A 24,823-nucleotide genomic window follows, 5' to 3' on the forward strand; every position below is an offset into this window, starting at 1 on the left:
GCTCACGCCTTCGTGAGCCAGACGGTAAAACACGAGCCCTTGCCTGGCTCGCTCCTCACGTCGATGGAGCCTCCGGCCTCGGTGACGACCCGGTACGTCACCGACAAGCCCAGTCCCACATTGGACCACACATCCTTGGTGGTGAAGAAGGGCTCGAAGATGCGGTTGCGGTGCTCGGGGGAGATGCCCTTGCCGGTGTCCTCCACCTCGAAGAAGCCCCGGCCCTCGCGCTCCCCCGTGCGCACGGTGAGCGTCTTGGCGGGGCTCTTCTGCATCGCGGTGCGCGCGTTGGAGACCAGGGCGAGGATGGCCTGGGACGTCTGGCCCGAGTCGGCCATGACGCGCACGCCCTGGGGCGCCAGCTCCAGCGTCAGGGTGATGCCCTCGGCCTGGACCTGGTTCTCGGTGAGCGTGAGCGCGTCGCGCACCACGGTGTTGAGGTCCACGGCGCGCAGGTCCGTGCGCTCGCGCTGCTGGGAGAAGCGCAGCAGGTTCTGGGTGATTTCCTTGCAGCGCTTGGCGCTGCCTTCGATCTTCCGGAGCATGTCGAGGTCCGGATCGCTGTCCGGACGGCTCATGAGCATGAGCTGCACGTAGCCGAGGATGCCGGCCAGGGGGTTGTTGAGCTCGTGCGCCACGCCCGCGCCGAGCTGGCCCACCGCCGCCAGCTTCTGCGTCTCCACGAGCTGGGCCTGGGCGGTCCTCAAGTCCGCCAGGGCCTCGTCCACCCGGAGGCGCAAGTCATCGTTCCAGCGCATCAACCGGGCACGCGCCGTCTCCAGCTCGGCCCCCATGTGGTTGAACGTCGTCGCCAGCGCGCTCAGCTCGTCGCTGCCCTCCACCTTCACGCGCCGGTCGAGCTCGCCCCGGCCAAAGGCCTCCGCGCCGGCCACCACGTCCGAGAGGCGCTGGTTGATGCGGCGGGTGAAGAGCCCCCCGAGCGCCAGCAGCACCAGCAGGGCCAGGCCAATGGACATCAGCACGGTGCGCCGCAGGGACCGCACGGGCGCGAGCGCATCCGCCTCGGCCACCGACAGCACCACGTGGAAGCCGAGCCCCTCCGGCACGCGTGCCGTGCTCACCCGGAGGACGGGATCTCCCACCCGGAAGCTCTGGGCGGTCTTCTCGCCGCCCTGGGGCAGCCGCTGGGCGATGGCCTCCTCCAGGGGCTTGAGCCGCCGCTCCGGGAGGGTGCTCGCCAGGATGAGGCCCGAGCCGTCCACCAGGTCCATCCGCCCAAGCAGGCCCTCGGCCCGGCGCCGCAGCAGGTCCTCCAGATCCCGGAAGACGATCTCCGCCAGGGCGAACGGCGCCGCCTCGCCCTGGCCCAGCTTCACGGCGACGGCCACCGCGGCCATGCCGCCCTCGCCGAGGGAATAGGCCTGGCCCACGGCCGCATCGCCCTTGGCGCCACGCCGCAGGGGCTGCACGGGAACGGCCCGGGCCAGCCGCTCCACCTGCCGCGGATCGAACGCCGGGTGCTCGCCGCCGCCCTCCGCTTGGAAGATGGGCTGGCCCTGGAGGCGGCCCTCCGCGTCCAGCCGCAGCACGGCGCTCAGCGCGGTGGACTGGTTGTAGAGCAGCGACAGGGCGCCCCGGGCTTCCTCCTCGTCGGCGCTCTGCCAGTCGATGATCTCCGCCACGCGCGCCACCGCGTCCACCGTCTCCATCAGCTCGGCGGCCACGCCCTCGGCGGTGGCGGTGGCCAGCGCCCGCTGCTCGGCGGAGATGCGCTCGGACAGCGCTTGCTCCGCGCGCGACAGCACCAGGAAGCCCACCAGCGCCAGGGGCAGCACGGTGGCCGCCAGCATGAAGAGCACGAGCTGTTGGTACAGCTTCATCCGGTGATGATCCGGCTCTCCTGCTCGCGGTCGCTGCGCAGGTAGATGGATCCCTGAATGGCCTTGGCCCGCTTCTTCATGTCCGCGGCGCGCCTCGCCAGCTCCGCATGGTCATGGGTCACCCCGTCGCTCATCACCGCGACGATGGAGACGCTCATGATGGGGAACTTGCGCTTCTCGCCAAAGCGGTCCTCCGCCTCGATGTGGCCCCGCTCCCGGTCCTGCCGGTCGTAGTAGAGCGGGATGATGCGGTCGAACGCCTCGATGGCCCGCTGGCAGATGCTGTCCACGGACTCCGGCGACGAGATGAAGACGAAGTCATCGCCCGCCACGTGGCCGAGGAAGTCTCCCTGGACGCCCTCCTGGGCGAAGATTTCCCGGAGCAGGTCGCCCGTCTGGCGCACCACGCCGTCGGCCTTCGCGAAGCCGTAGTAGTCGTTGTAGGCCTTGAGGTTGTCCAGGTCGAGGTAGCAGAAGGCGAACGGACGGCGGGTCATCAACCGGCGCTGCACCTCGCGCTCGATGGCGTTGGAGCCCGGCAGCTGCGTGGTGGGCGAGGCGCTCAGCTCCTGCTCCTTGCGCCGCAGCACGCTCTCCACGCGCGCGCCCAGCTCCAGCGCGTCGAAGGGCTTGGTGATGTAGTCGTCCCCGCCCAGCTTCAGGGCGCGGATCTTCAGCGCCGTCTCCGCGCGGGCGGAGATGAAGATGACGGAGATGTGGCCGCTGGCGCGCTCGGCCTTGATCTCCTCGATGAAGACGAAGCCGTCCCCATCCGGCAGGCCCACATCCAGGAGGATGACGTCGGGCCGGCGCTCGCGCAGGGAGCGGCGGGCCTCGTCCAGCGAGCCGGCCACCGCCACCTCGAAGCCCAGGCTGGCGAGCACCTCGGAGCAGATGCTGCCGATCTTCGGATCGTCGTCCACCACCAGCACGCGCCCGTGCTGCTGGCCGGTGCGGCCGCGCACCAGCGAGTCCACCGTGGCCAGGAGCTTGTCGGCCATCAGCGGGCGCAGCAGGAAGGCATCCGCGCCGGAGCGGAACGCGCGCTGCCGCTCGTCGAACGAGCTCGTCACGAGCAGCGGCGTGCGCCGCGTCTCGGGGTCATGCCGGAGGATCTCGGCCAGCCGCAGCCCGTCCACATCCGGCAGCCGCACCGCCACCAGGATGGCTTCCGGGTGCGAGGTGCGGGCCGCGCTGATGCCCTCCTCCGCGGAGCCCGCCAGGCGCACGGCATAGCCGCGGCTCAGGAGCAGCCCCTTGATGATGAAGCCCAGCTCCCCCTCGCCCTCGATGACGAGCAGCCGGCCGCGCGGCTCGGCGCGCTTGGGGGCGGGCGGCGCGGCGGGCGTCTCACTGCCCTCGGGCTTGAGGAGCTCGGCCGGCGGCTCCACCGGCACCACGGTGACGAAGCGCACCCCCTCGGTGCTGGGCTCGCACCAGATGTGCCCGCCGTGGGCCTCGACGATGTGGCGGCAGATGGCCAGCCCCAGCCCCGTGCCGCGCACGGTGCGGTTGGAGGCGGTGCGGGCCTGCTCGAAGCGGTCGAAGATGCGCTCCAGGGCCTCCTCGGCGATGGGCTCGCCGCTGTTCCAGCAGGAGAGCGCCACGTAGCCGGGCAGCGCGGACGTCGCCCGCAGCTCCAGCCGGACCTCGCCGCCCTCCGGGGTGAACTTCACCGCGTTGGTGAGCAGGTTGTTGAGCACCTGGTTGAAGCGCGAGGGGTCCGCCAGCGCGCGCAGGCCGTGCTGGGGCAGCGTCATGAGCACCTTGACCCGCCGCTCCTGGAACGCGGGGCCGTACTTCTCGGCCGCGCGGCGCACCAGCTCGTCCAGGTACGTCAGCTCGAAGTTCATCCGCAGCCGGCCCTTGGCGAACTTCGCCAGGTCCAACAGGTCATCCACGAGCGAGTTGAGCTTCTCCGTGGATTCGCGCGCCATGAACAGGTAGCGCTGCTGCTTCTCGTTGATGTCCCCGGCCAGGAAGTTGAGCACCAGGTCCAACGCGCCGGAGATGGAGGTGAGCGGGGTGCGCAGCTCGTGGCTCACCATGGAGACGAACTCGTCCTTGCGCTCCTCCAGCATCTTCTGCTCGGTGACGTCCCGCAGCACCACGCACACGCCCTTGAGCGTGCCGCGCGCGTCGTTCACCGGCGTCACCGTGCACTGGATGTGCCGGTCGAACAGCTCCACTTCCTCCTGGAGCATCTGCGAGCCGCTGTACTCCCAGCCGCGGATGAGCTCCGAGGGCTGGAAGCCCAGGCGCTCCTCCAGCATCTGCCCGGTGAGCGCCGACACCTCTTCGGTCACCCGCAGGAGCCGGCGCGCCGCGGGGTTGATGACGACGATGGCGTTCTGCTCGTCGGTGAGCAGCACGCCGTCGGCCATGGCCTCCACCATGCGCTCGATGCGCCGGCGGGCCTCGTCCTCCACCGCGCGCAGGGACTGGATGGCGTCCGCGGTCTGGTTGGCCAGCGTGTCCAGCAGCACCCCGTCGTCCTCGGTGAACGCCTGGAGGCGCTGGGAGAACAGGGACAGCATGCCCACGGGCCGCCCGCCGGCCACCAGGGACACGGTGAGCTGGCTGGGGTACACGGACGGCGCGCTCGCATCCTGCGAGATGGTGCCCGTCACGCGCGTGGTGAGCCGGTCCTCGGGCAGGAGCTGCCCCGAGCTGCGCCGGTAGGCGCCCAGCATGGACTCCTTGACGCCCAACAGGGCCTTCTCGCCCACGGTGCCCAGGCAGCGCAGGCGCAGGATGGCGCTGCGCGAGTCGTCCGGGGCAATCAGTGCCGCGCCGCAGTCGTACGGCAGCACGCGCGCCACCGCGCTGAGCACGCGGTCGATGATGGCCTCGTAGCTCGGCGGGTCCGAGGCACTCGCCCGGCTGACCTCATAGAGGACGAAGAGGGCCTCCACGCGCTGGTGGAGCTGGCGCAGCAGCCGCTCCTTGTCCCGGCGCAGCTGGGTGTACTCCACCGCGTTCTTCACGGTGATGAGGAGATCGTTCACCTCCCAGGGCTTGGTGATGTAGCGGTACACCTGCCCCTGGTTGATGGCGGCGATGATGTCCTCCGGGTCCGTGTACCCGGTGAGCAGCAGCGCGGTGACGTCGATTCCCTCCGCCCGGGCCGCGGCCACCAGCTCGATGCCCGTCATCTCGGGCATGCGTTGATCGGTGACGAGGACGTCGACCGACTGGGTCCTCAGAATGGACAGCGCTTCCTGGCCGGAAGTGGCTGTGAGGACGCGGTACTGGCGCTGGAACATCCGCACGAGGATGTCCAGCACGTCCGCTTCATCATCAACGAGAAGCAGGGTGTGTCGGAGTTCGGACAAGGGCCTGTAATTCTACGCTGAGATCAGCAACCCGGCTCAAGAGATCTCGTCACCCCGGGAAGAAGGGGGGAGACACGGAGGGGGGGCTTGCCTACCCGCCAGAGGGGGTTGACTCTACACGTCTGTTCAGGAAGCATGGATACTGAAAGCCTGTTGCCCTCTACAGAGGCAACGAGCCGGGGACCGGCCGAGGAAGGGAGCGGGGCATGGAAGAGCTGACCGACCGCCAGCGCGAGATACTGTCCTTCATCGTCAAGGAGACGGAGGCGCGGGGGTTTCCGCCCACCATCCGTGAAATTGGCGAGCAGATGGACATCCGCTCGACCAACGGTGTGAACGACCACCTCAAGGCGCTGGAGCGCAAGGGCTACCTGAACCGGGGCGAGCAGCAGAGCCGCTCCCTGGTGCCCACCAAGCGGGCCCGGATGTTGCTGGGGCTGGGGGCCAAGAAGGACTCCGGCATGGTGGAGGTGCCCCTCTTGGGCAAGGTGGCCGCGGGCGCGCCGCTGCTGGCCCAGGAGCACATGGAGGACTCGGTCAAGATCGACAGCTTCCTGCTGGGGGGCGCCGGGGGCCGCGAGGTCTTCGCGCTGCGCGTCAAAGGCCAGTCGATGATCGACGACGGCATCTATGACGGGGACTACCTCTTCGTGCGCAAGACGCCCGCGGCGCAGCCCGGGGACATCGTCGTGGCGCTCATCGAGGACGAGGCCACGGTGAAGCGCTACTACCCGGAGGGCGACCGCATCCGGTTCCAGCCGGCCAACGCCACCATGTCGCCCATCTACGTGAACAAGGCGGACTTCCGCTCGACGATGCTGCTGGGGCTCGTCGTCGGGGTGTACCGGAAGCTGCCAGGCGGCCGAGGCTAGGCCGCGCCGCCTCAAGGGCAGGGAACCCCTCCCCCACTCTTGGTGGCGACCCGGGCGCAGGCGGCCTTCTGGGTCTCCGCGTCCTTCAGCGCGCCGGCCAGGCGGGCCGTGCGAAGCTGGAGCTCCAGCTCGCCCGCGTTGTCCGGCTCGGCGGCCAGGGCTCCCAGGATGCGCAGCGCATCCGCCTTGCGGCCGAAGGTGATGAGCAGCTCGGCCAGCTCGTTCAACTCACGCAGGTCCGAGCCCGACACGCTCTCCAGGGCGAGCGCCAGCTCCTCCTCGGCGGCCTGGGTGTCCTTCTGGGCCAGGTGCAGGCGGGCCAGGGACACGTGGACGATGGCGCGGTTCTTCACCTTCAGGGACTCGCGGAAGGCGGCCAGGGCATCGGCGGTCTTCCCCTGGCGCATGCGGATCTCCCCCACCAGCTCCCAGAGGGACGGATCCTTGGGCGAGCGGGTGGCCGCCTCGCGGTAGGCGGCGGCGGCCTCGTCGAGGTTGCCCACGCGGACCTGCTGGTCCCCGAGCGCGGCGAGGACCTCCGGGGAGCGGACGCCCTGGGCCGAGAACTTCTGCAGGAGGGCGAGCGCCTCGGCGTGCTGGTTGCTGGCCTGGAGGAGCTCCACGGCCCGCATGAGCAGGGCGGGCTTGAGGGTGCCGGGGCTGGCCTGGGCAGCGAGGGTGAAGTGGCGCACGGCCTCGTCCCGCTCGTCCCGCTTCAGGTGGAGCTCTCCGAGCTGCTCCAGCGCGTTGAAGTCCTGGGGGTGGAGGGCCACGGCCTTGAGCAGGGAGCTGCGGGCCTCCTCGTTCTTGCCGAGCTGGGCCTGGATGAAGCCGATGCGGCTCCAGGTGGTGGAGCGCTTCGGGTCGATCTTCAGCGCGGCCTCGAACTCCTGGAGGGCCTCCTCCAGCTTGCCCATGGCGAGGTGAATCTCGGCGATGGCGGCGGGCAGGCGGGGATCGGCCGGGGCGTACTGCTTCATCTCGTTGAAGGACAGGAGCGCCTGCTCGAACTGGCCCTGCAGGTACTCGCTGGTGCCCTTGATGTAGAGCCCCTCGGCCCGGTCCTTGGGGGAGATTTTCGGGGTGTCCTCACACGCGGCGGTGGCGAGCAGGACGAGCAGGGACAGGGTGACCGGGCGTGAGGACATGACAGGACTCCGGACTCAGAAATGGAACGAGACGCCGGCGGTGAGATCGAGGTTGAGCCCATCCCCGAGCCCATCCCCGGCGAGGCCCAGCGTGGCCTGGGCCACGTTGGTGCCCAGCTCGAGGTTCAACCCGACCTTGCCCGCGATGAGGTACTCGAAGCCCAGGAAACCGATGACGGTGGGCAACGGGCCGGTGGACTGGAAGATGCCGAACTGCCCGAAGGACAGCTGAACGCCGAGCCCGAGCCCCCAGTAGGGCCGGAAGGCGTGCTCCAGCCGGTGGAAGTGGCGCGCGCCCAGGACGCTGGGCACCACCTTGAGGCGGCCCTCCCTCCCCTCCTCGTTGGAGCGGATGAAGGAGATGCCCACCTGAACGAAGGCGCTCCACTCCGGATGGAAGGAGTAGCCCACCTCCAGGTCCGCGCCGGGGTTGAGGGCCTCCAACTGGGAGATGAAGCTGTTGTTGACGCGCACCCCCAGGACCAGGCCCTCGCCGGGCGCCTCCCGGGCGCTGCCGAACAGGGGCCGGCTCGAATAGGCCTTGGTGACGGAGACCAGCTCGGACACGAGCTGCGCCCCCACCGACTTGGCCATGGGCAGCAGCGACTGCTCGGCAGGCGCCTCCGCGCGGGGCTTGGCGAGGCTGCGGCCGAGGACGGTATCCGTCAGGTTCGCGGTGAGCAGGTACGTGTCCCCGAACCGGTCCAACCGGCCCGTGACGAGGTAGCGGGCCCCGGTGGCGCGGGCCAGCGCCTCCAGACATGCCGCCTCGACACAGGTGTCCGCTCCCACCAGCGTGGAGGGCTCCTTCTGCCGCAGGGTGGCCTCGACATCCCACTGGGCCAGCACATGGAGCTGGGGCACCTCGGCGAGCTGGCTCGCCAGCAGCGATGCGATGCCGGGGGCGGCCTCCTGCGCGGCGCTGTTGGCCTCCAGGGGGAAGATCGCCACGGACGGGAACCCGGGAGCCACAGGCGCGGTCATCTGTGCCCGCGCGCCAGGGGCGGCAAGGACGGAGACGGCCAGCACGGTGAGCAGGAGGCACTTCACGGGCGACACTCTAGGAGAATCGCCCCGGGAGGCCATCCCCCCTGCCCGCTCACGCGGACGGGAGCGGGCCCAGGTAATCGAGCGGCTCCACGGGCTTGCCCTCGACACGGACCTCGAAGTGCAGGTGGGGGCCCGACGTGCGGCCGGACTCTCCCACGGTGGCAATCACCTGGGAGCGGCGAACCGCCTGGCCCGTCTTCACCCGGAGGTCGCGGTTGTGGGCGTAGAGCGTCACCAGGCCGCCCGAGTGCTGGACGATGACGATGAGCCCATAGCCCTGCTGCTCGCCTGCGTAGAGGACGGTGCCCTCCTGAGCGGTCTTCACCGGCGTGCCCGAGGGGGCCGCCAGATCGATTCCGTCATGGGGCTCCCGGCCCTTCTTGCCGAACTTGCCGTAGAGCACGCCGCGCAGAGGCCAGTCGAGCAGCCCCTTGGTGGCCGGGACCGGACGGGAGGCCCCCTTGCCCGGGCGGGGCGCGGGACGGGACGGAGGCCGCTGCGGGGGCTCCTCGCGGGCGGCGACCCGGGGCTTGCTGGGCTTGGACCCGGACGGAGCCTCGGGTTCATCCCGGGAGGATTCTGGAGCCTCCGCGCCGGGGATGAGCAGCTCCTGGCCCACGCTGAGGCTGCGCGGATCCGAGATGCCGTTGGCCGAGGACAGCTCCTGCACGGTGATGCCGTAGGTGCGGGCAATGCGGAAGACCGTCTCCCCGCGGGCCACGCGGTGGCGCACGGTGACGAGCTCCGGCTCGGGGTGGGCGGCCGTCAGCTTGAAGGGCAGCGCGGGCGCCTTCGCGGAGGAGGCCGGGCGCACGGCGGCGCCCGGTCCCTCGGCTTCGATCCACGACGTCTCGGACTCAGCGGGAAGCGAGGTGGCCCGGGAGGCCGCGCACCCCGCGGCCCCGAGCATCCACAGGAGCATCACGGCCCCTGCCCTGAGACTCCACCCCGCCAACAACCTTACCCACCGTCCGGACGGAACCGCTGGAAGCCCTCGAGGGCCCACCCGCCGAGGTCCGCCATCTGGCGGGCATCGGTCAGGTCCAGGTGCAGCGGCGTCACCGAGGCGCGCTTGTCCCGGTGCACGGCGTTGCAGTCACTGCCCGGGATGTCCTCGTGCTCGTACTCGTTGCCGCCGATCCAGTAGTACTTGCGCCCCCGGGGATCGATCTTCTCCGACACGGCGTACCCATACGTGTGCCGGCCGAGCCGGGTGATGGCGTAGCCGTCCGGCTCCACGCCGCCGGGGATGTTCACGTTGAGGAGCATCCGCTTGGGCAGGGGCCGGGAGAGCGCGGAGGCCACCAGCGCCCGGGCGAACCGCGCCGCGGGCCCGAAGTCGAAGGGCGCCCGGGACACGAGGCTGAAGGCGATGGCGGGCACGCCCAGCAGGGCCCCCTCCATGGCGGCCGCCACCGTGCCCGAGTACATGACGTCGTCGGCCAGGTTGGGGCCGTGGTTGATGCCGGAGACCATGAGCTGGGGGCGATCATCCTTGAGGATGTGGTTGATCGCCAGATAAGCGCTGTCCGCGGGGGTGCCATCCACCGCGTACCACCGCTCCCGGATCTCCTGGATGCGCAGGGGCCGGTGCAGGGAGATGGCGTGTGAAGTCGCACTCTGCTCGCGGTCGGGCGCCACCACCCAGACCTCTCCCAGGGGCGTGACGGCTTCCACGAGGGCCCGGAGGCCCTCGGAGAAGTACCCGTCATCATTGGAGACCAGAATGCGCGGAGGCCGGGCCGTGGACACGTTGCCTCACTTCGCCTGGGTGCCCTTGATGGCCGTGCGCCCGGCGTACCGGGCCGCCGTCCCCAGCTCCTGCTCGATGCGCAGCAGCTGGTTGTACTTGGCGATGCGGTCCGAGCGCGAGGCCGAGCCCGTCTTGATCTGGCCGCAGTCGAGCGCCACCGCCAGGTCGGCGATGGTGGTGTCCTCGGTCTCGCCCGAGCGGTGGCTCATGATGGAGGTGTAGCCGGCCCGGTGCGCCATGCGCACCGCGTCGAAGGTCTCCGTCAGCGAGCCGATCTGGTTCACCTTCACCAGGATGGAGTTGGCGGTGCTCGTCTGGATGCCCTTGCTGAGCCGCTCCACGTTGGTGACGAAGAGATCGTCTCCCACGAGCTGGACCTTGGCGCCCAGGGTGTCCGTCAGGCGCTTCCAGCCCTCCCAGTCGTCCTCCGCCATGCCGTCCTCGATGGAGACGATGGGGTAGCGCTCGCTCAGGCCGCGGTAGTACTCGATGAGCCCGGCCGAATCGAACTCCTTGCCCTCGCCCTTGAGGCGGTACTTCTTGGAGGCCTTGTCGAAGAACTCGCTGGCCGCCACATCGAGCGCCAGGTACATCTGCTCACCGGCCTTGAAGCCCGCGGCGCCAATGGCCTCCATGATGAGCTTGAGGGCCTCCTCGTTGGCCGGCAGGTCCGGGGCATAGCCGCCCTCGTCGCCCACGCCGGTGGCCAGCTTGCGGCCCTTGAGGATCTTCTTCAGGGCGTGGAACACCTCGGCGCCCCAGCGCAGGCCCTCGGCGAACGTGGAGGCGCCCGCGGGCACCACCATGAACTCCTGCACGTCCACGCGCGTGTCCGCGTGCGCGCCGCCGTTGAGGATGTTCATCAGCGGCACCGGCAGGGTGCGCGCCTGGAGGCCGCCCACGTAGCGGTACAGCGGCATCTCGAAGGCGTTGGCCGCGGCGCGCGCGGTGGCCATGGAGACGGCCAGGATGGCGTTGGCGCCCAGCTTGCCCTTGTTGTCCGTGCCGTCCAGCTCGCGCATGCGCATGTCCACGGCGTGCTGGTCCGTGGCGTCCATGCCCATCAGCTCGGGGGCGATGGACTCCATCACGTTGGCCACGGCCTTGCGGACACCCTTGCCCAGGTACCGCTGCTTGTCGTTGTCCCGGAGCTCGATCACCTCGTGCTCACCGGTGGAAGCCCCCGAGGGGACGGCGGCACGGCCCCGGGCCCCGCCTGCCAGATGCACCTCGGCCTCCACCGTCGGGTTACCACGGGAGTCGAGCACTTCACGCGCCAGCACTTGAGCAATCTCGGTCATGGCGCGCGGTTCTAGAGGACGCTCCGCAGCCTCGCAAGCTTGCACTCGGACCTTGCTGCTACAATTACAATGTCGGCCCGTGCAGCCCCTCTCCCCTCATCGCCTCCATGCCCCCTCCCCGCCGCCCGGCTCCCGCTGGGCCTGATCCCCTCCCGGGCCAACGCAGCCGGGGCGCCCTGCTCGGCCTCGCCATCGGGGACGCGCTCGGGGCCCCCCTGCGAGGACGGAACCTCGTGGCCCCGCCCTTTCCGGGGCTGGCCGACGGCATGCGCCGCCACCTGGGACAGGGGCGCATGCAGTCCCGCCTGCCCGCCAACCCGTTCGAGGAAGCCCCGGGTGGGTACGCGGACGACAGCGCGCAGGAGCCCGCCCAGGTGGAGCTGCGCAAGGGCCAGGTGACGGACGAGACGCACCTGGCCTGCTGCATCGCTTGGAGCCTGAAGGAGCTCAAGCACTACGACGCGGCCGATGTGGCCCGGCGGTACCGGGCCTGGAAACCCCATGCCTTCGACATGACGGACGCGGTCCGGGAAGCCCTGGAAGAGATGGGCTCGGGCATGCCGGTGCTCAGTGCCGGCAAGCGCATCTGGCTGCGCCACCACCGCAAGGTGTTCTGCCACGGCAGCCTCACGCGCACCGCGCCCATCGGCGTCTTCTTCGCGGGCAACGAGCAGGCGCGCATCCAGGCCTCCCTGGAGGACTCGGCGCTCACCCACTACGATCCCCGGTGCCAGCTTGCCTGCGCGGCGCTCAACTCCGCCCTGGCCCGGGCCATCACCGGCGGGGCATCCGTGGAGAAGGCGGACCTCATCACCGCGGCGAAGACGGGCCTGTCCGTGGGCGCGGCCACCCTGGCGCGCATGGCGCCCGAGGCGGTGAACGAGACCACGAACGCCAAGAACTTCCTCTGGGAGGACCTGGACCGGGCGCAGCAGCCCGACCCGATGCTCTACGGGCCGGAGCTGCACCTGCACCGGAATTTGGGGCACGTGCGCGTGGCCTTCCGGCTCGCCTTCTGGGAGTTCCTCCATGCCCCCAGCGTCGAGGCGGGGCTGGTGGACGTGGTGAACCGGGGGGCGGACGCGGACGCGCACGGCGCCCTCTCGGGCGCACTCCTGGGGGCCTTCCACGGCGAGGAGGCCATCCCCCTGGAATGGCGGCGCATGGTGCTCGATGCGATGAACACGGTGCGGGGGCCGCTCTGGAACACCTACCACCCCCGGCACCTGCTGGCGCTCGTGGCGGATTGAGCCCTCCCCCGGCCGTCTCCCCCAGAACGAATCAAGCCCGCGATGCCACCCCCGAGGGGATGACATTGCGGGCTGTCAAGGGGTGTCCGGCGAGCCGGACGCCCTACGCGAGGAGGTCAATAATGACCACACCGCGTGGCGGTTTGTCTTCGTCTTCCGTTTCCGTGCGCTGGCGTGGACGATCCACGGGCACAGGGAGCGGCAGCTCGAGGGCGGGGCGATCCCGGTCCTCGCGGCTGCGCTCACGGCGCTTGATTTCTTCAATGATGAAGGCGTCCAGCATGGGTTCGCTCTCCCTCGGCCCTACATACCCGGTGTGTCCGCCCCGTGCCCTACCCCAACTCCACGATTCTGGCTTCGCCGGATGCGACCCCAGAAGCTCACCTACCTTATCGGTACACACCTTCGATGAGCCCGGCCACTTATGCAGCATCCGACATCGGAAGCTGCTCCCTGTGTCAGCGATGTCACGGTGCTGCCTGACGTGGCCGTCCGATACAAGATGATTGTAATGCAGTCTGCGCGGCCCGCAAGCCGCCCAAAGTGCATCCCTGTCACGGTCCGTACCGGTGGCAAGGCACCGCCCCATGCCCGGCCGCTCAGCAGCCAGGGTGGGCCGAGGTAGGCCCCTTCCGGGCAGGTGCGGGAAATGCGCTCAGGTGCCCTCGGCCCGGCGCTTGAAGGCCTCCAGCAGTTTGGGCAGCGACGATTCCACCAGGGTGTTGACGATGCTCTTGGGGACCAGGGCGCCGAGCACCATCTCCGCCGTGTAGGTGGCCTTGGTCTTCCCCTCGCCCTCGGGCTCCAGCACCCAGCTGCCCTTGTTGTCCTTCATGAACTCGCCGTCCACGAAGCTCCAGGACATCCGGGTGGGACGCTCCTCCTTCACCCGGATGGTGTACCGGATGGTCTTCACGATATCGACCTTGTAGTGGACGTTGACCTCGTTGCCCTGGCGGTTCGAGGTGCGGACCTCCTTCACCTCGGGGAGGAACTCCGCGTACTTCTCGTACTGGGTGACGATGTCGAACACCTTCTCGACGGGGGCGTTGATGACGATCGAGCGGCTGGCGCCTGGCATGGCCTTCTCCGGAAGAAATCAGTAGGGGGAAACGCGCTCAGGGAGCGTAACCCGGCTTCTTGTCGAACTTGTGGCGGGACTGCACGAAACGCACGGTCCCCGTCTTGCTGCGCATCACCACCGAGTGCGTCTCGCAGCCGCCTCCGAAGAAGCGCACGCCCTTGAGGAAGTCGCTCGAGGTGACGCCCGTGGCGGCGAACATCACCTCGCCCTGGGCGAGCTCCTCCGCCAGGTAGATCTTCCCGATGTCGGTGATGCCCATCTTCTTCGCGCGGGCGATCTCCTCGGCGTTGCGCGGCACGAGCCGGCCCTGCATGTCCCCGCCCACGCAGCGGATGGCCGCCGCGGCGATGACGCCCTCGGGCGCGCCGCCAATGCCCATCAGCACGTCCACGCCGGTGTCCTCGAAGCACGTGGAGATGGCGCCCGCCACGTCCCCGTCCTCGATGAGGCGGATGCGCGCCCCCGCGTGGCGCACCTCGTTGATGAGGTCCGCATGCCGGTCCCGGTCGAGGATGACCACGGTGAGATCCTCCACGTAGACCTTCATCCGCTCCGCGATGGCGCGCAGGTTCTCCGTGGGGCTCTTGCGCAGATCGATGGCGCCCCGGGCGCGGGGCCCCACCGCCAGCTTCTCCATGTACGTGTCCGGCGCGTTGAGCAGCCCGCCCTTACCGGCCATGGCCACCACGGAGATGGCGCCCGGGCGCCCGTAGGCGCAGAGGTTGGTGCCCTCCAGCGGATCCAGGGCGATGTCCACCTCGGGGACCCCGGGCTCTCGCTTCCCCACCCGCTCGCCGATGTAGAGCATGGGCGCCTCGTCGCGCTCGCCCTCGCCGATGACGACGGTGCCGTCGATGTGCAGTGCGTCAAAGGCACGGCGCATGGCGTCCACCGCGGCTTGATCCGACTCGTTCTTGGTGCCGCGGCCCATGAGGCGGGCCGACGCGATGGCCGCCATCTCGGTGACGCGCACAGCCTCGATTGCCAGGTTGCGATCCATGTCGGGACTCCTTCGGGTAAGACAGCGGGCCTTCAGGGAACCACTTCGATGAGCCGCGTGAGGAACTCCGGCATGCGCCGGGGTTTGCCGTCCCGCCCCACGCAGGCATGGGTGGTGTGGCCCGTGCTCAGCAGCGTGGCCAGGTCCTCCTCGCGGAACATCTCGTAGGAGAACGTCAGCGAGGCGCGGCGCAACTCGCTCACCTTCGCGCGAACGAGCAGCACGTCGTCGTAACGCGCGGGCACCTTGTACTGGCAGGACAGGTCCACGACGGGCAACAGGAACCCCTCTTTTTCCAGCTCGCGGTAGCTGCCCCCGCGGGCCCGGAAGTATTCGCTGCGGGCGAACTCGAAGTAGCGGAAGTAGTTGGCGTGATAAACGACGCCCATCTGATCCGTATCGCCGTAGATGACCCTCAACCGCGCTTCCACCATACGGGCGCGGACCGTACCAGGGCAGCCCGGGGGCACCAAGCCGCGCGCCGCCGGTTTGATTGCTTCTGACCACCTGGCGGCGAAGATGCGTTCCATGGTGCGCACCCTCGCGTTGGCCCTGGTCCTGGTTTCCCTGCCTGCGTCCGCCAAGCCTCCCCGGCTGGCCCTGTTCATCTCCGTGGACGCACTCGGCACGGATCTGCTGTTGCGGACACGCCCCAAGCTCAAGAGCGGGCTTCGCCAGCTGATCGATGGCGGCGCGTTTCACCCGTATTGCCGCTACGAATACGCGAGCCCCCGCACGGCCCCGGGCCACGCCACGCTCGTCACCGGCGCCAACCCGTGGCGCCACGGCGTCATCGACAACCAGGTGGTGGACCGCACCAAGGGCAAGCCCCAGCCCGTGTTCCTCGACGCGGCGCACCCCGCCCTGGAGGTGCCCCTGGCCCAGGCCACCACCATCGACGCCAGCCCCTTGCCCCTGATGGCGGAGACGGTGGGAGACCGCCTGCGGGACACCACGGCCGGACGGGCCAAGGTGGTGGCCCTGTCGGGCAAGGCGCGCGCCGCCATCCCCATGGCGGGCCGGCTGGGCCAGGCGTACTGGTTCGACGAGACGGTGGGCAAGTTCGTCACCGGCACCTGGTACACGAAGGAGTTCCCCGAGTGGCTCAAGTCCTTCAACGCGCGCAACCTCCCGGCGAGCTACTTCACCGAGCAGTGGACGCTGCTGCTGCCCCGCACCGAGTACACGGGCGAGGATGAGCGCCCCTTCGAGGGGGACGACGCCAACCTGGGCCGCACCTTCCCGCACCCGCTCAACGGGGGGCTGCAGGCGCCCGGGCCCCGCTCCTACTCCGCGCTGGCGGGCTCCGCGTTCTCCAATGACGTGCTCGTCCAGGCCGCCAAGGCGGCCATCGCGGGCGAAGTGCTGGGCAAGGATGAGGTGACGGACCTGCTCGCCGTGAGCTTCAGCGGCACGGACCGGTCCTTCCACACCTACGGCCCCCACTCCTGGGAGATGCAGGACACGCTCTACCGGCTGGACCGCGCGCTGGCGGAGCTCATCACCGCGGCCGAGCGGGCCGCGGGGGGCCGCGCCAACCTCGTCATCGTGCTCAGCGCGGACCATGGTGGCGCGGCGGTGCCCGAGTCCTGGGCCGCCCAGGGCGTGGATGCCCGGAGGCTGAACGCGCCCGCGCTCATGGAGCCCCTGGCCCAGGAGCTGCGCACGCGCTTCGCGCTGACGGAAATCACCCCCGTCCTGGAGGAGCAGAACGTGTACCTGCTGGGCAAGGGCCTGGAAGGGGGCAAGGTGGACGGGGCGGCGGTGCGGCGGGCCGCGGCGGAGTGGCTCGCCAAGCAACCCGGCATTGCCCTGGCGGTGGCGCGGGATGACCTCTTCACCGCGCCGGACATGGCGGGAATGCTCGCCCAGCTGCGGCGCGGGTACTACCCCGGGCGCAGCGGCGACGTGCTCTTCGTCCAGAAGCCCTTTCACGTGCTGAGTACCCAGCAGATCGGCACCAACCACGGGGCCCCCTACAGCTACGACCAGGTGGTCCCCGTCATCTTCGCGGGCAAGGGGGTGCGGGCCGGGACGTACATGAACGAGATGCCCATGACGGACGTGGCCCCCACGCTGGCGGCGCTGCTGGAGCTGGGAATGCCGGCTTCCGCCGAGGGCAAGCCCCGCACGGAGATCTTCGCGACGGGGCGCGGCGGCTCGGCCGCGCCCTGACGGGGCTCAGGCGCGGGAGGAACGGCCGGAGCGCTGGCGCTTCGGCGCCGCGGCCGTGGCGATCTCCAGCGACAGGTCCATGGAGCGCGCCGAGTGGGTGAGCGAGCCCATGGACACGAAGTCCACCCCCAGCTTGGCCAGGCGGGGCAGCCGGTCCAGGGTGACGCCACCGGAGACCTCCAGCGGGACGCGGCCCGCGGAGAGCTGCACCGACTGGCGGATCTGCTCGTCATCCATGTTGTCGAGCATCACCACGTCCGCGCCCTCGGCGAGGGCCTCGGCGAGCTGCTTGAGGTTGGTGACCTCGATTTCAATCTTCACCAGGCGAGGCGCGTGGGCGCGGGCCCGGCGCAGGGCCTCCTTGATGGAGCCCCCCACGGCGGCGATGTGGTTGTCCTTGATGAGGATGCCATCGAAGAGGCCGAACCGGTGGTTGGAGGCCCCGCCCAGGCGGACCGCCTCCTTCGAGAGGCCGCGCAGACCGGGGGTCGTCTTCCGGGTATCCAGGATCTGGAGCTTGGAGCCGCGCACCGCCGTCACCGCCTGCTGGGAGAGCGTGGCGATGCCCGACATGCGCTGAACGATGTTGAGCGCGGTGCGCTCCGCGGCCAGCAGCGACCGCAGCCGCCCGGAGACCCGGGCCGTCACGGTCTTGGGCTTCACCTCGTCCCCCTCGCGCCGGACCAGGGTGACTTCGGCCTCAGGGTCCACGAGCTGGAACACGCGGGCGAACGCGCCCAGGCCCGCGAGCACCATTTGCTCCTTGGCCACCAGCTCCCCGGAGCCCAGGGCGTCCGGAGGAACCAAGGCGTTGGAGGTGACATCCCCCGCCGCCCCAAGATCCTCATCCAGCGCGAGGCGAATGAGGCGGTCGAGGTAGTCGTCCTTCAAGTCCTGTCTCCTTAGCGCCGGGCGCGAGCCGGGCTCTTCTTGCCAGTCTTCTTCGCGGCGGACTTCTTGGCGGCGGGCCTCCGGGCGGCGGCGGCGCCCTTCTTGGCCACGGCGCCCTTCTTGGCCGCAGTGCCCTTCTTCTGGGCCGTACCCTTCTTGGCCGCAGCGCCCTTCTTGGCCGCAGCGCCCTTCTTGGCCACGGCACCCTTTTTCTGGGCCGCACCCTTCTTGGCCACGGCGCCCTTCTTCTGGGCCGAACCCTTCTTCTGGGCCGAACCCTTCTTGGCCGCAGCGCCCTTCTTGGCCACGGCACCTTTCTTCTGAGCCGCACCCTTCTTGGCCACAGCACCCTTCTTGGCTGGAGCCTTCTGGGCAGAGGACTTCTTCGCGGGCGCGGCCTTCTGGACGGACGGCTTCTTCGCCGCTGGAGCCTTGCGAGCCGCGGGCTTCGAGGAGCGGCCCTCCGCTCCCGCCGGGGTGGGCGCGGAGCGCTCATCGCCGCCCTGCTTGGCCTTGTCGAACTCGCGCATGGCGTCATCCACGAGCCCCATGCTCATGTACGCCACGCCCAGGTCATGGTGGTCCTTGGCGGACAACCCTTCCTTCGTGCCCTCGCGCAGCCGGTTCAACGCATCCTGAACCTGGGGATCCACCGCCGCGGGGGGCACATCGTCCTCGAGGTCGCCCTTCAGCTCCTGGCCCAGATCCACGCCGCCCTCCGCAGGGGCCGCCGGGGCGACCTTCACCTGCGCGGTCACGGGAGCCTCGAGCGGAAGTTCGTCTGCGTCGGGTCGTGTCTCTTCGGGCACGGCTGCCTCCGGGGCGATCCTGTTGAGGTGCTCCTGCAACTTGGCCTTGCGCGCCTGCAGCTCCTCGACCCGCGCCCGGTCCTTCTCCACGACCTCTGGAGGCGCCTTGGCGACGAAGTTCGGGTTCTCCAGCTTGCGCAGCACCCCGGCCAGCTCCTGCTCGGCCCGGGCAATCTCCTTGCTCAACCGGTCCTGCTCGGCGGCCACGTCGATGAGCCCGGCCAGCGGCACGTAGATCTCCATCCCCTGGCCGACGATGGCCGCCGACTGGGGCGGCTTGCGGCCCGGGGCCTCCACGTGAATCGAGGCCAGGCCCGCCAGCGGCATCAGGTACCCGCGCCACCGGTCCAGCGTGTCGCGCAGGGCGGCGTTGGGGCTCTGGATGTGGGCCACCAGCCGGGCCGCGGGCGACAGGTTGCTCTCGCCCCGGATGGTGCGAATGCCCTCGATGGCGGTGATGACAGGGGCCATCTCCTCCTCGGCGGCGGCATCCTCCAGCCGCGAGTCGGGCTCCGGGTACGGCGAGAGCATGATAGAGTCGGCCGTGCGCGGCAGCGGCAGCTTCTGCCAGATCTCCTCCGTGATGAACGGCATGAACGGATGGAGCAGCCGCAGGATGCGGTCCAGGCAGAAGATGAGCACCGCGCGGGTGCTGTCCTTGGCCCGCTCGTCCTCGCCGTAGAGCGAGCCCTTGGACAGCTCGATGTACCAGTCACAGAACTCGGACCAGAGGAACTGGTAGAGCGTGGAGGCGGCCTCGGCGAAGGCGTACGCGTCCAGGGACTGCCGGGTGTCCACGATGGCGCGCTGCAGCCGGGCGAGGATCCACCGGTCCGCCAGCGTCAGCTCGCGCTGCTTGATGGGCCGGGTGTCGAGCTGGAAGCCGCCCAGGTTCATCATCGTGAAGCGGCTGGCGTTCCACAGCTTGTTGCAGAAGGCCTTGTAGCCTCCCACGCGGTCCATGGAGAGCTTGATGTCGCGGCCCTGCTGGGTGAGCGAGGCCAGCGTGAAGCGCAGCGCATCCGCGCCGAACGCGGGCATGCCCTGGGGGAACTTGTTGCGCAGGGTCGGCGAGAGCGTTTCCAGCGTGGCGCCCTGGATGATGTCGAGGGGATCGATGACGTTCCCCTTCGTCTTCGACATCTTCTCGCCCTTCTCGTCGCGCACCATGGCGTGCAGGTAGACGGTGCGGAAGGGCACATCCCCCATGAAGTGCAGGCCCATCATCATCATCCGGGCGACCCAGAAGAAGATGATGTCGTGGCCCGTCTCCATGACGGACGTCGGATAGAAGGTCTTCAGCTCGGGGGTCTTCTCCGGCCAGCCCAGCGTGGAGAAGGGCCACAGGGCGGACGAGAACCACGTGTCCAGCACGTCCGGGTCCTGCGTGAAGTCATGCCCGGCGCACTGGGGGCACGCCGTGGGCTGCTGGCGCGCCACGATGGGGGTGGCCCGGGCATAGTCGATGCCCCCCACCCTCACCGTCGGAGCGCCCTCGGGCAGGTCCGTGTCGTCGCCCAGCCGGGGGCTGCACGCGTTGCAGTAGTAGGCGGGCACCTGGTGGCCCCACCAGAGCTGGCGGCTGATGCACCAGTCGTGGATGTTGCGCATCCACTGGAAGTAGGTGTTCGTCCACGACTCGGGGACGAACTTCGTGCGCCCCTGCTCCACCGCCTCGATGGCGGGCTTGGCCAGCGGCTCGATCTTCACGAACCACTGCGGCGACAGCCGGGGCTCCACCACCGTGGCGCAGCGCTGGCACGTGCCGACCGAGAGCGTGTGCGGCTCTTCCTTCTCCAGGAGCCCCTGGAGCGACAGCTCCTCGAGCACCCGCTTGCGCGCCTCGTAGCGGTCGAGCCCCGCGAACGCGCCGGTCTCCTTGTTGGTGCGCGCCTGCTCGTCGAGGATGGAGATCATCGGCAGGTTGTGCCGGAGCCCCGTCTGGTAGTCGTTGAAGTCGTGGGCCGGCGTCACCTTCACCACGCCGGTGCCGAACTCCATGTTCACCAGCTCGGCGTCCGCGACGATGGGGATGTCCCGCCCCACGAGCGGCAGCGTGACGGTGCCTCCCGCCAGCCCCTGGTAGCGCGGATCCTCCGGGTGGATGGCCACCGCGGTGTCGCCCAGCATCGTCTCCGGCCGGGTGGTGGCCACGGTGAGCGCCTGGTCCGTGCCCTTCACCGGGTAGCGGATGTGCCAGATCGAGCCCTTCTTCTCCTCGTGCTCGACCTCCAGATCACTCAGCGCGGTGTGGCACGAGGGGCACCAGTTGATGAGCTTCTGGGCCCGGTAGATGAGCCCTTCCTCGTGCAGCCGGACGAAGACCTCGCGCACCGCGGCCGAGGACTTCTCGTCCATGGTGAAGCGCTCGCGGCTCCAGTCCAGCGAGGCGCCCAGGAACTTGTGCTGATCCCCGATGCGCTGGCCGTACTTCTCCTTCCACTTCCAGACCCGCTTGAGGAACTCCTGGCGGCCCAGGTCGTGACGGCTCTTTTTCTCCGTCTTCTTCAGTTCCTTCTCGACCACCATCTGGGTGGCGATGCCCGCATGGTCCATGCCGGGCATCCACAGGGCGTTGTAGCCGCTCATCCGCTTCCACCGGATGAGGATGTCCTCGATGGTGGCGGTGAGCGCGTGGCCCAGGTGCAGGCTGCCCGTCACATTGGGCGGCGGCAGCACCATGCAGAAGGGAGGCTTGTCGGAGGTGGCCTCGGCGCGGAAGTAGTTGCGCTCCAGCCACCAGGCGGACCAGCGGCTCTCGACCTCGGTGGGCTCGTAAGCCTTGGACAGTTCGATGGTATCGGTCATTGCGGAGGGCCGGCCTCGGGACCGGCAGGCAATCAGGGTCGTGGCGGAAGCGTCTAGTGCTGCGTCTCTCGGTCCTTGATCAGCCGCTCCAGCTCCTCGCGGATGATCGTCTCGGCCAGCTGCGGTACCACTTCCCAGGCGATCTTCTCGATGACCTCGCGCGACGCCTTCGACAGAGCCTCGCGCAGCTGGGCCTCGCCCCCATCCGAGGAGACCGTGGGCAACGAGGTCTCCGTGACGCCCGGCACATCATCATCAAGGGAGAAGGCGGGCGTGGGTGCGGGCGCGGCGGGGGCGGGCTTCGCGGGAGCCCCCAGGCCGAACGGATCCCGGCCCCGGGCCGCAGGCTGAGCCCCCGCGGGGCCCGGAGGCAGCGGTGCACCGCCCGGAGGCGGACGCGGCAGCCCCCCACCCGGGCCACCCGGCGCCGGCGGAATGCCAGGCCCCGGAGGACGGGCCATGCCCGGAGGCGGAGCGCCGGGCCCCGGAGGACGCGCACCCGGAGGCATGCCAGGCCCCGGAGGACGGGCCATGCCCGGCGGCGGAGCCCCCGGCCCCGGAGGACGCGCGCCCGGAGGCGCTCCCGGCGGCATGCCAGGCCCCGGAGGCCGAGGGGCCGCACCCGGAGGCGGACGCGGGCCCGCGGTGGCGGGAGGCGGCGGCGGGGCAGCCCCCGCGGTCGGCCGCATCACCTGCGTGGCGGCCGAGGCGGGCATCGTGTTCGCCTTCTGGCCCACCAGCGCCTTGACCTTGTCGAGCAGCACCTGGCTCTCGAAGGGCTTGGTGATGTGGTCGTCCGCCTTGGCGGCGCGGGCGCGGTTCTCGTCGAACGCCTCGAAGGTGCCGGCCAGCAGCAGCACGGGGATGTGCTGCGTGGCGGGATCATTCTTGATCGCCTCGCAGACCTCGTAGCCGCTCTTGCCGGGCATCATCACGTCGGCAAGCACGACATCCGGGCGCAGTTCACGGGACCGGGCGAGTGCATCCAACCCGTTGTCCACTGCGGTCACCTGGAAGTCCTCGGTCGCGAAGATCATGCCGATGACCTTGCGGATGGTGAGGGAGTCATCGGCGACCAGCAGGTTCTTGGGCATCTGTGTCGGGCCTCGGGGGTATCAACCCCCAGAATTCGTTGAGGAAACAGGGACGTCTGGAAACGTAATACACCCTGCCGTCAATCGGGGCAGCTTAGGATTCGCGCTCCCGGCCGATCAAGAAAACATGCGCGGCAGATCCAGGAAGAGCGCAGGACCCGTCAATCCGGGGGCCGTGAACTCACCATGGGCCTCGGTGGCTTCGAAGCGCTGAAGTACACCCAGCACCCGGTTCGCGCACAACCCGACATTGTGACCCGCGGGCTCCGTCAGCACGAAGAAGGGCTCGGCCTCGGCGCGCTCGCCGAGCAGCGCGGGCGCCGAGAAGACCGGCCAGAGGATCTGCGCATGGGGGAAAATTCCGGCCACGGGGCCACTGCGCGCCGGCAGCATGCTGAAGGACTCCCCGCGCGCCAGCACCTGGGAGACCAGCGCCAGGGGCAGGCCGAACAGCCGCCCCTGTGACTCGAAGACGAGCGCCCGCTCGGGAGGCGTCTGGGCAAGGTGGATGGGCCGCTGGAGCGTCTGGAGCAAGGGCGCCATCCCCTGGGGGAGCGCCTCCGGGATGAGCTCCAGGTAGAGCCGGTCCTTGTGGAGCACGGCGCCCCGGCTGAGGGGCGCCAGGGTGTCGCCCAGCCCTGGGGGCAAGAGGAAGAAAGGCGCCCGGGCCACATCGGCCACCTCCACCACGGAGCGTACCCGCACCGCCAGGGTGGGGCTCACATCGAGCACCACCACCATGCCCGGAACGTTCTCGGGAGGGCCGCCCAGGAGGGCCGCCAGGTCCGTCACCTCCCACATGCCGCGCAGGTTGGAGCCATCCTCCCCGGGCAAGGCCACCTCCATGACGGAGGTCGCCTCGATGGCGTAACGCGTCTCGCCCGCCTCCACGAGCAAGCACAACCGCCGGCCGCTTTCAAAAGGAGCCACGGCCGGAGGCTAGCAGCCCTGTGCCGTTTGGTGCTAAGCCACGTTCAATGGCGCACATCCTCCTCGTCGACGACGAAAAGATGGCCCGGACCCTCTATGGTGACTACCTCAACGCGGCCGGGCACTCCGTCACCGCCGTGAGTGGTCTGCAAGAAGCCCAAGAGGCCCTCGCCTCCGCCCACTTCGACGCCGTGGTGACGGATCTGATCCTCCCCGGCGGAGACGGCATGGAAGTGCTCCGCCACACCAAGGAGCGCTACCCCGGCATCGAGGTGGTGGTCATCACTGGCCTGGACAAGGTGGACCCCGCAGTGCGCGCCATCAAGAGCGGCGCGGCCGAGTACCTCGTCAAGCCCGTGGCGCCCGAGGCGCTCCAGCACGCGGTGCGCCGGGCCCTCACCACCCGGGACTTGCTGCACGAGAACGCCTCCCTGCGCCAGTACGTCTCCCTGCTGGAGATGGGGCAGCGCATCGCCACCACGCTGGACCGGGAGCGGCTCGTCCAGACGACCGCCAACGCCCTGGACGGGCAGACCGGCGCCAGCGCGGTGCTCCTGATGATGTACGAGGGCTCCACCCTGCGCCTGCACGGCAGCAGCGGGCTGGACGAGAAGCTCGTCACCACGCTCGAGCCCCTCTTCACCACGCAGCTGCAGGGGGTGCGCACCCCGCGCGCCCTGGACGGGCTGCCGTGCGACTACCCGCACGTGCTCGCCTTCCCCGCGAGCGACGGCGACCTGGTGCTGGGCCACGCCGTCCTGTTCTTCGCCTCGGCGCCGCCCGAGAACGTGGCCGAGGTGGCGGGCTACCTCTCGCGGCACTACGCCCTGGCGCTGCGCAACCTGGGCCGCTTCTCCGAGGTGGAGGATCTGGCCTACATGGACGATCTCACCCACCTCTTCAACATGCGCTACCTGCACCTCGTGCTGGACCGCGAGGTGAAGAGCGCGCTGCAGACCGAGAGCAGCTTCAGCCTGCTGTTCCTGGACCTGGATCACTTCAAGTCCGTCAACGACACCCACGGCCACCTGGTGGGCTCCAAGCTGCTGGTGGAAGTGGGCCGGGTGCTCAAGAGCTGCGTGCGCGAGCGGGACGTCGTCGTGCGCTACGGCGGGGACGAGTACGTGGTGCTGCTGCGCAGCAGCGACTCCGGCGGGGCCCTCAAGGTCGCCGAGCGCGTGCGGCGCACCATGGAGAGCCACCCCTTCCTGCACCGCGAGGGGCTGTCGCTCTCGCTCACCACGTGCGTGGGCGTGGCCAGCTTCCCCGAGCACGCCCGGGACAAGGCCTCGCTCCTGGACATGGCGGACCGGGCCATGTACCGCGGCAAGCGCGGCCCCCGGAATGTCGTCTACATGGCAGCGCAGGATCTCGAGGCGCCGCCCTCCGAGCGCAAGGCCGCGGGCTAGGAGTCTGTTGGGGTAACCGAGAGAACCTACTCGACGGGTAGGCGAAGACATGATGGGGTTGCCTACCCATGAG

At 69.7% G+C, this 24,823-nt stretch carries 19 protein-coding genes; 4 read left to right on the forward strand and 15 right to left on the reverse strand.

What is annotated here, in order from left to right; all coding sequences use genetic code 11:
* Nucleotides 1–2: 2 nt before the first annotated feature.
* Together KY661_RS08850 and KY661_RS08855 are read right to left on the reverse strand one after the other, a co-directional pair.
* Nucleotides 3–1,841, reverse strand: a complete 1,839-nt coding sequence (locus KY661_RS08850) for a sensor histidine kinase (protein WP_225409780.1) — start codon at nt 1,839–1,841, stop codon at nt 3–5.
* The gene (locus tag KY661_RS08855) at nt 1,838–5,176 is read right to left on the reverse strand and encodes a response regulator (protein ID WP_225409781.1); all 3,339 of its coding nucleotides are present in this window, start codon (nt 5,174–5,176) and stop codon (nt 1,838–1,840) included. Before KY661_RS08855 ends, KY661_RS08850 begins: the two co-directional genes overlap by 4 nt.
* Before the next feature lie 206 nt (nt 5,177–5,382).
* Here KY661_RS08855 and lexA point away from each other — a divergent pair, with 206 nt between their 5' ends.
* The gene (lexA, locus tag KY661_RS08860; protein WP_075006183.1) at nt 5,383–6,048 is read left to right on the forward strand and encodes a transcriptional repressor LexA; all 666 of its coding nucleotides are present in this window, start codon (nt 5,383–5,385) and stop codon (nt 6,046–6,048) included.
* 11 nt (nt 6,049–6,059) lie between these two features.
* Here the strand turns inward: lexA and KY661_RS37210 are convergent, their stop codons facing one another.
* Genes KY661_RS37210 through eno form a run of 5 tightly spaced genes read right to left on the reverse strand, consistent with a single transcriptional unit; the run spans nt 6,060 to nt 11,300 of the window.
* Nucleotides 6,060–7,196 carry a tetratricopeptide repeat protein gene (locus tag KY661_RS37210; protein ID WP_263436802.1) on the reverse strand — a complete coding sequence of 379 codons (1,137 nt, stop codon included), beginning with the start codon at nt 7,194–7,196 and terminating at the stop codon, nt 6,060–6,062.
* Between the two features lie 15 nt (nt 7,197–7,211).
* Nucleotides 7,212–8,246, reverse strand: coding sequence for a hypothetical protein (locus KY661_RS08875; protein ID WP_225409782.1), 1,035 nt, complete (start codon nt 8,244–8,246; stop codon nt 7,212–7,214).
* Nucleotides 8,247–8,295: 49 nt separating this feature from the next.
* Complete coding sequence (locus KY661_RS08880) at nt 8,296–9,168, reverse strand: peptidoglycan DD-metalloendopeptidase family protein (RefSeq protein ID WP_225409783.1); 873 nt, start codon at nt 9,166–9,168, stop codon at nt 8,296–8,298.
* A 38-nt stretch (nt 9,169–9,206) separates the two neighbouring features.
* Complete coding sequence (surE, locus tag KY661_RS08885) at nt 9,207–9,998, reverse strand: 5'/3'-nucleotidase SurE (protein WP_075006180.1); 792 nt, start codon at nt 9,996–9,998, stop codon at nt 9,207–9,209.
* A gap of 6 nt (nt 9,999–10,004) precedes the next feature.
* On the reverse strand, nt 10,005–11,300 hold the full coding sequence (gene eno / locus KY661_RS08890) for a phosphopyruvate hydratase (RefSeq protein WP_075006179.1): 1,296 nt from the start codon (nt 11,298–11,300) through the stop codon (nt 10,005–10,007).
* Between the two features lie 107 nt (nt 11,301–11,407).
* Here eno and KY661_RS08895 point away from each other — a divergent pair, with 107 nt between their 5' ends.
* Nucleotides 11,408–12,550, forward strand: a complete 1,143-nt coding sequence (locus KY661_RS08895) for an ADP-ribosylglycohydrolase family protein (protein WP_225409784.1) — start codon at nt 11,408–11,410, stop codon at nt 12,548–12,550.
* A 103-nt stretch (nt 12,551–12,653) separates the two neighbouring features.
* On the opposite strand, the gene KY661_RS08900 is transcribed toward KY661_RS08895, so the two are convergent.
* The 4 genes from KY661_RS08900 to KY661_RS08915 all read right to left on the reverse strand — a co-directional run bounded on the left by KY661_RS08900 (nt 12,654) and on the right by KY661_RS08915 (nt 15,068).
* On the reverse strand, nt 12,654–12,833 hold the full coding sequence (locus KY661_RS08900; protein ID WP_075006177.1) for a hypothetical protein: 180 nt from the start codon (nt 12,831–12,833) through the stop codon (nt 12,654–12,656).
* A 372-nt stretch (nt 12,834–13,205) separates the two neighbouring features.
* Complete coding sequence (locus tag KY661_RS08905) at nt 13,206–13,631, reverse strand: type II toxin-antitoxin system RatA family toxin (RefSeq protein ID WP_075006176.1); 426 nt, start codon at nt 13,629–13,631, stop codon at nt 13,206–13,208.
* Between the two features lie 37 nt (nt 13,632–13,668).
* Nucleotides 13,669–14,634: a class II fructose-bisphosphatase gene (gene glpX, locus KY661_RS08910; RefSeq protein WP_093524443.1), complete on the reverse strand. Its 966-nt coding sequence runs from the start codon at nt 14,632–14,634 to the stop codon at nt 13,669–13,671.
* Nucleotides 14,635–14,666: 32 nt separating this feature from the next.
* Nucleotides 14,667–15,068 (reverse strand): acyl-CoA thioesterase, encoded by a 402-nt coding sequence (locus KY661_RS08915; protein WP_225409806.1) that lies wholly within the window; start codon nt 15,066–15,068, stop codon nt 14,667–14,669.
* Between the two features lie 94 nt (nt 15,069–15,162).
* Between KY661_RS08915 and KY661_RS08920 the strand changes: the two genes are divergently transcribed.
* Nucleotides 15,163–16,809, forward strand: a complete 1,647-nt coding sequence (locus tag KY661_RS08920; protein WP_225409785.1) for an alkaline phosphatase family protein — start codon at nt 15,163–15,165, stop codon at nt 16,807–16,809.
* Nucleotides 16,810–16,815: 6 nt separating this feature from the next.
* On the opposite strand, the gene nadC is transcribed toward KY661_RS08920, so the two are convergent.
* The 4 genes from nadC to KY661_RS08940 all read right to left on the reverse strand — a co-directional run bounded on the left by nadC (nt 16,816) and on the right by KY661_RS08940 (nt 23,341).
* Nucleotides 16,816–17,700, reverse strand: coding sequence for a carboxylating nicotinate-nucleotide diphosphorylase (gene nadC / locus KY661_RS08925; RefSeq protein WP_225409786.1), 885 nt, complete (start codon nt 17,698–17,700; stop codon nt 16,816–16,818).
* A gap of 11 nt (nt 17,701–17,711) precedes the next feature.
* Nucleotides 17,712–21,317 (reverse strand): valine--tRNA ligase, encoded by a 3,606-nt coding sequence (locus KY661_RS08930; protein ID WP_225409787.1) that lies wholly within the window; start codon nt 21,315–21,317, stop codon nt 17,712–17,714.
* A gap of 53 nt (nt 21,318–21,370) precedes the next feature.
* The gene (locus tag KY661_RS08935) at nt 21,371–22,411 is read right to left on the reverse strand and encodes a response regulator (RefSeq protein ID WP_225409788.1); all 1,041 of its coding nucleotides are present in this window, start codon (nt 22,409–22,411) and stop codon (nt 21,371–21,373) included.
* Nucleotides 22,412–22,528: 117 nt separating this feature from the next.
* The gene (locus KY661_RS08940) at nt 22,529–23,341 is read right to left on the reverse strand and encodes a chemotaxis protein CheW (protein WP_225409789.1); all 813 of its coding nucleotides are present in this window, start codon (nt 23,339–23,341) and stop codon (nt 22,529–22,531) included.
* Between the two features lie 47 nt (nt 23,342–23,388).
* Between KY661_RS08940 and KY661_RS08945 the strand changes: the two genes are divergently transcribed.
* Complete coding sequence (locus KY661_RS08945) at nt 23,389–24,750, forward strand: GGDEF domain-containing response regulator (RefSeq protein WP_075006169.1); 1,362 nt, start codon at nt 23,389–23,391, stop codon at nt 24,748–24,750.
* Nucleotides 24,751–24,823: the final 73 nt, after the last annotated feature.

This window comes from Allostigmatella hybrida, assembly GCF_020103775.1.
GTDB classification, from domain to species: Bacteria; Myxococcota; Myxococcia; order Myxococcales; family Myxococcaceae; genus Hyalangium; species Hyalangium aurantiaca.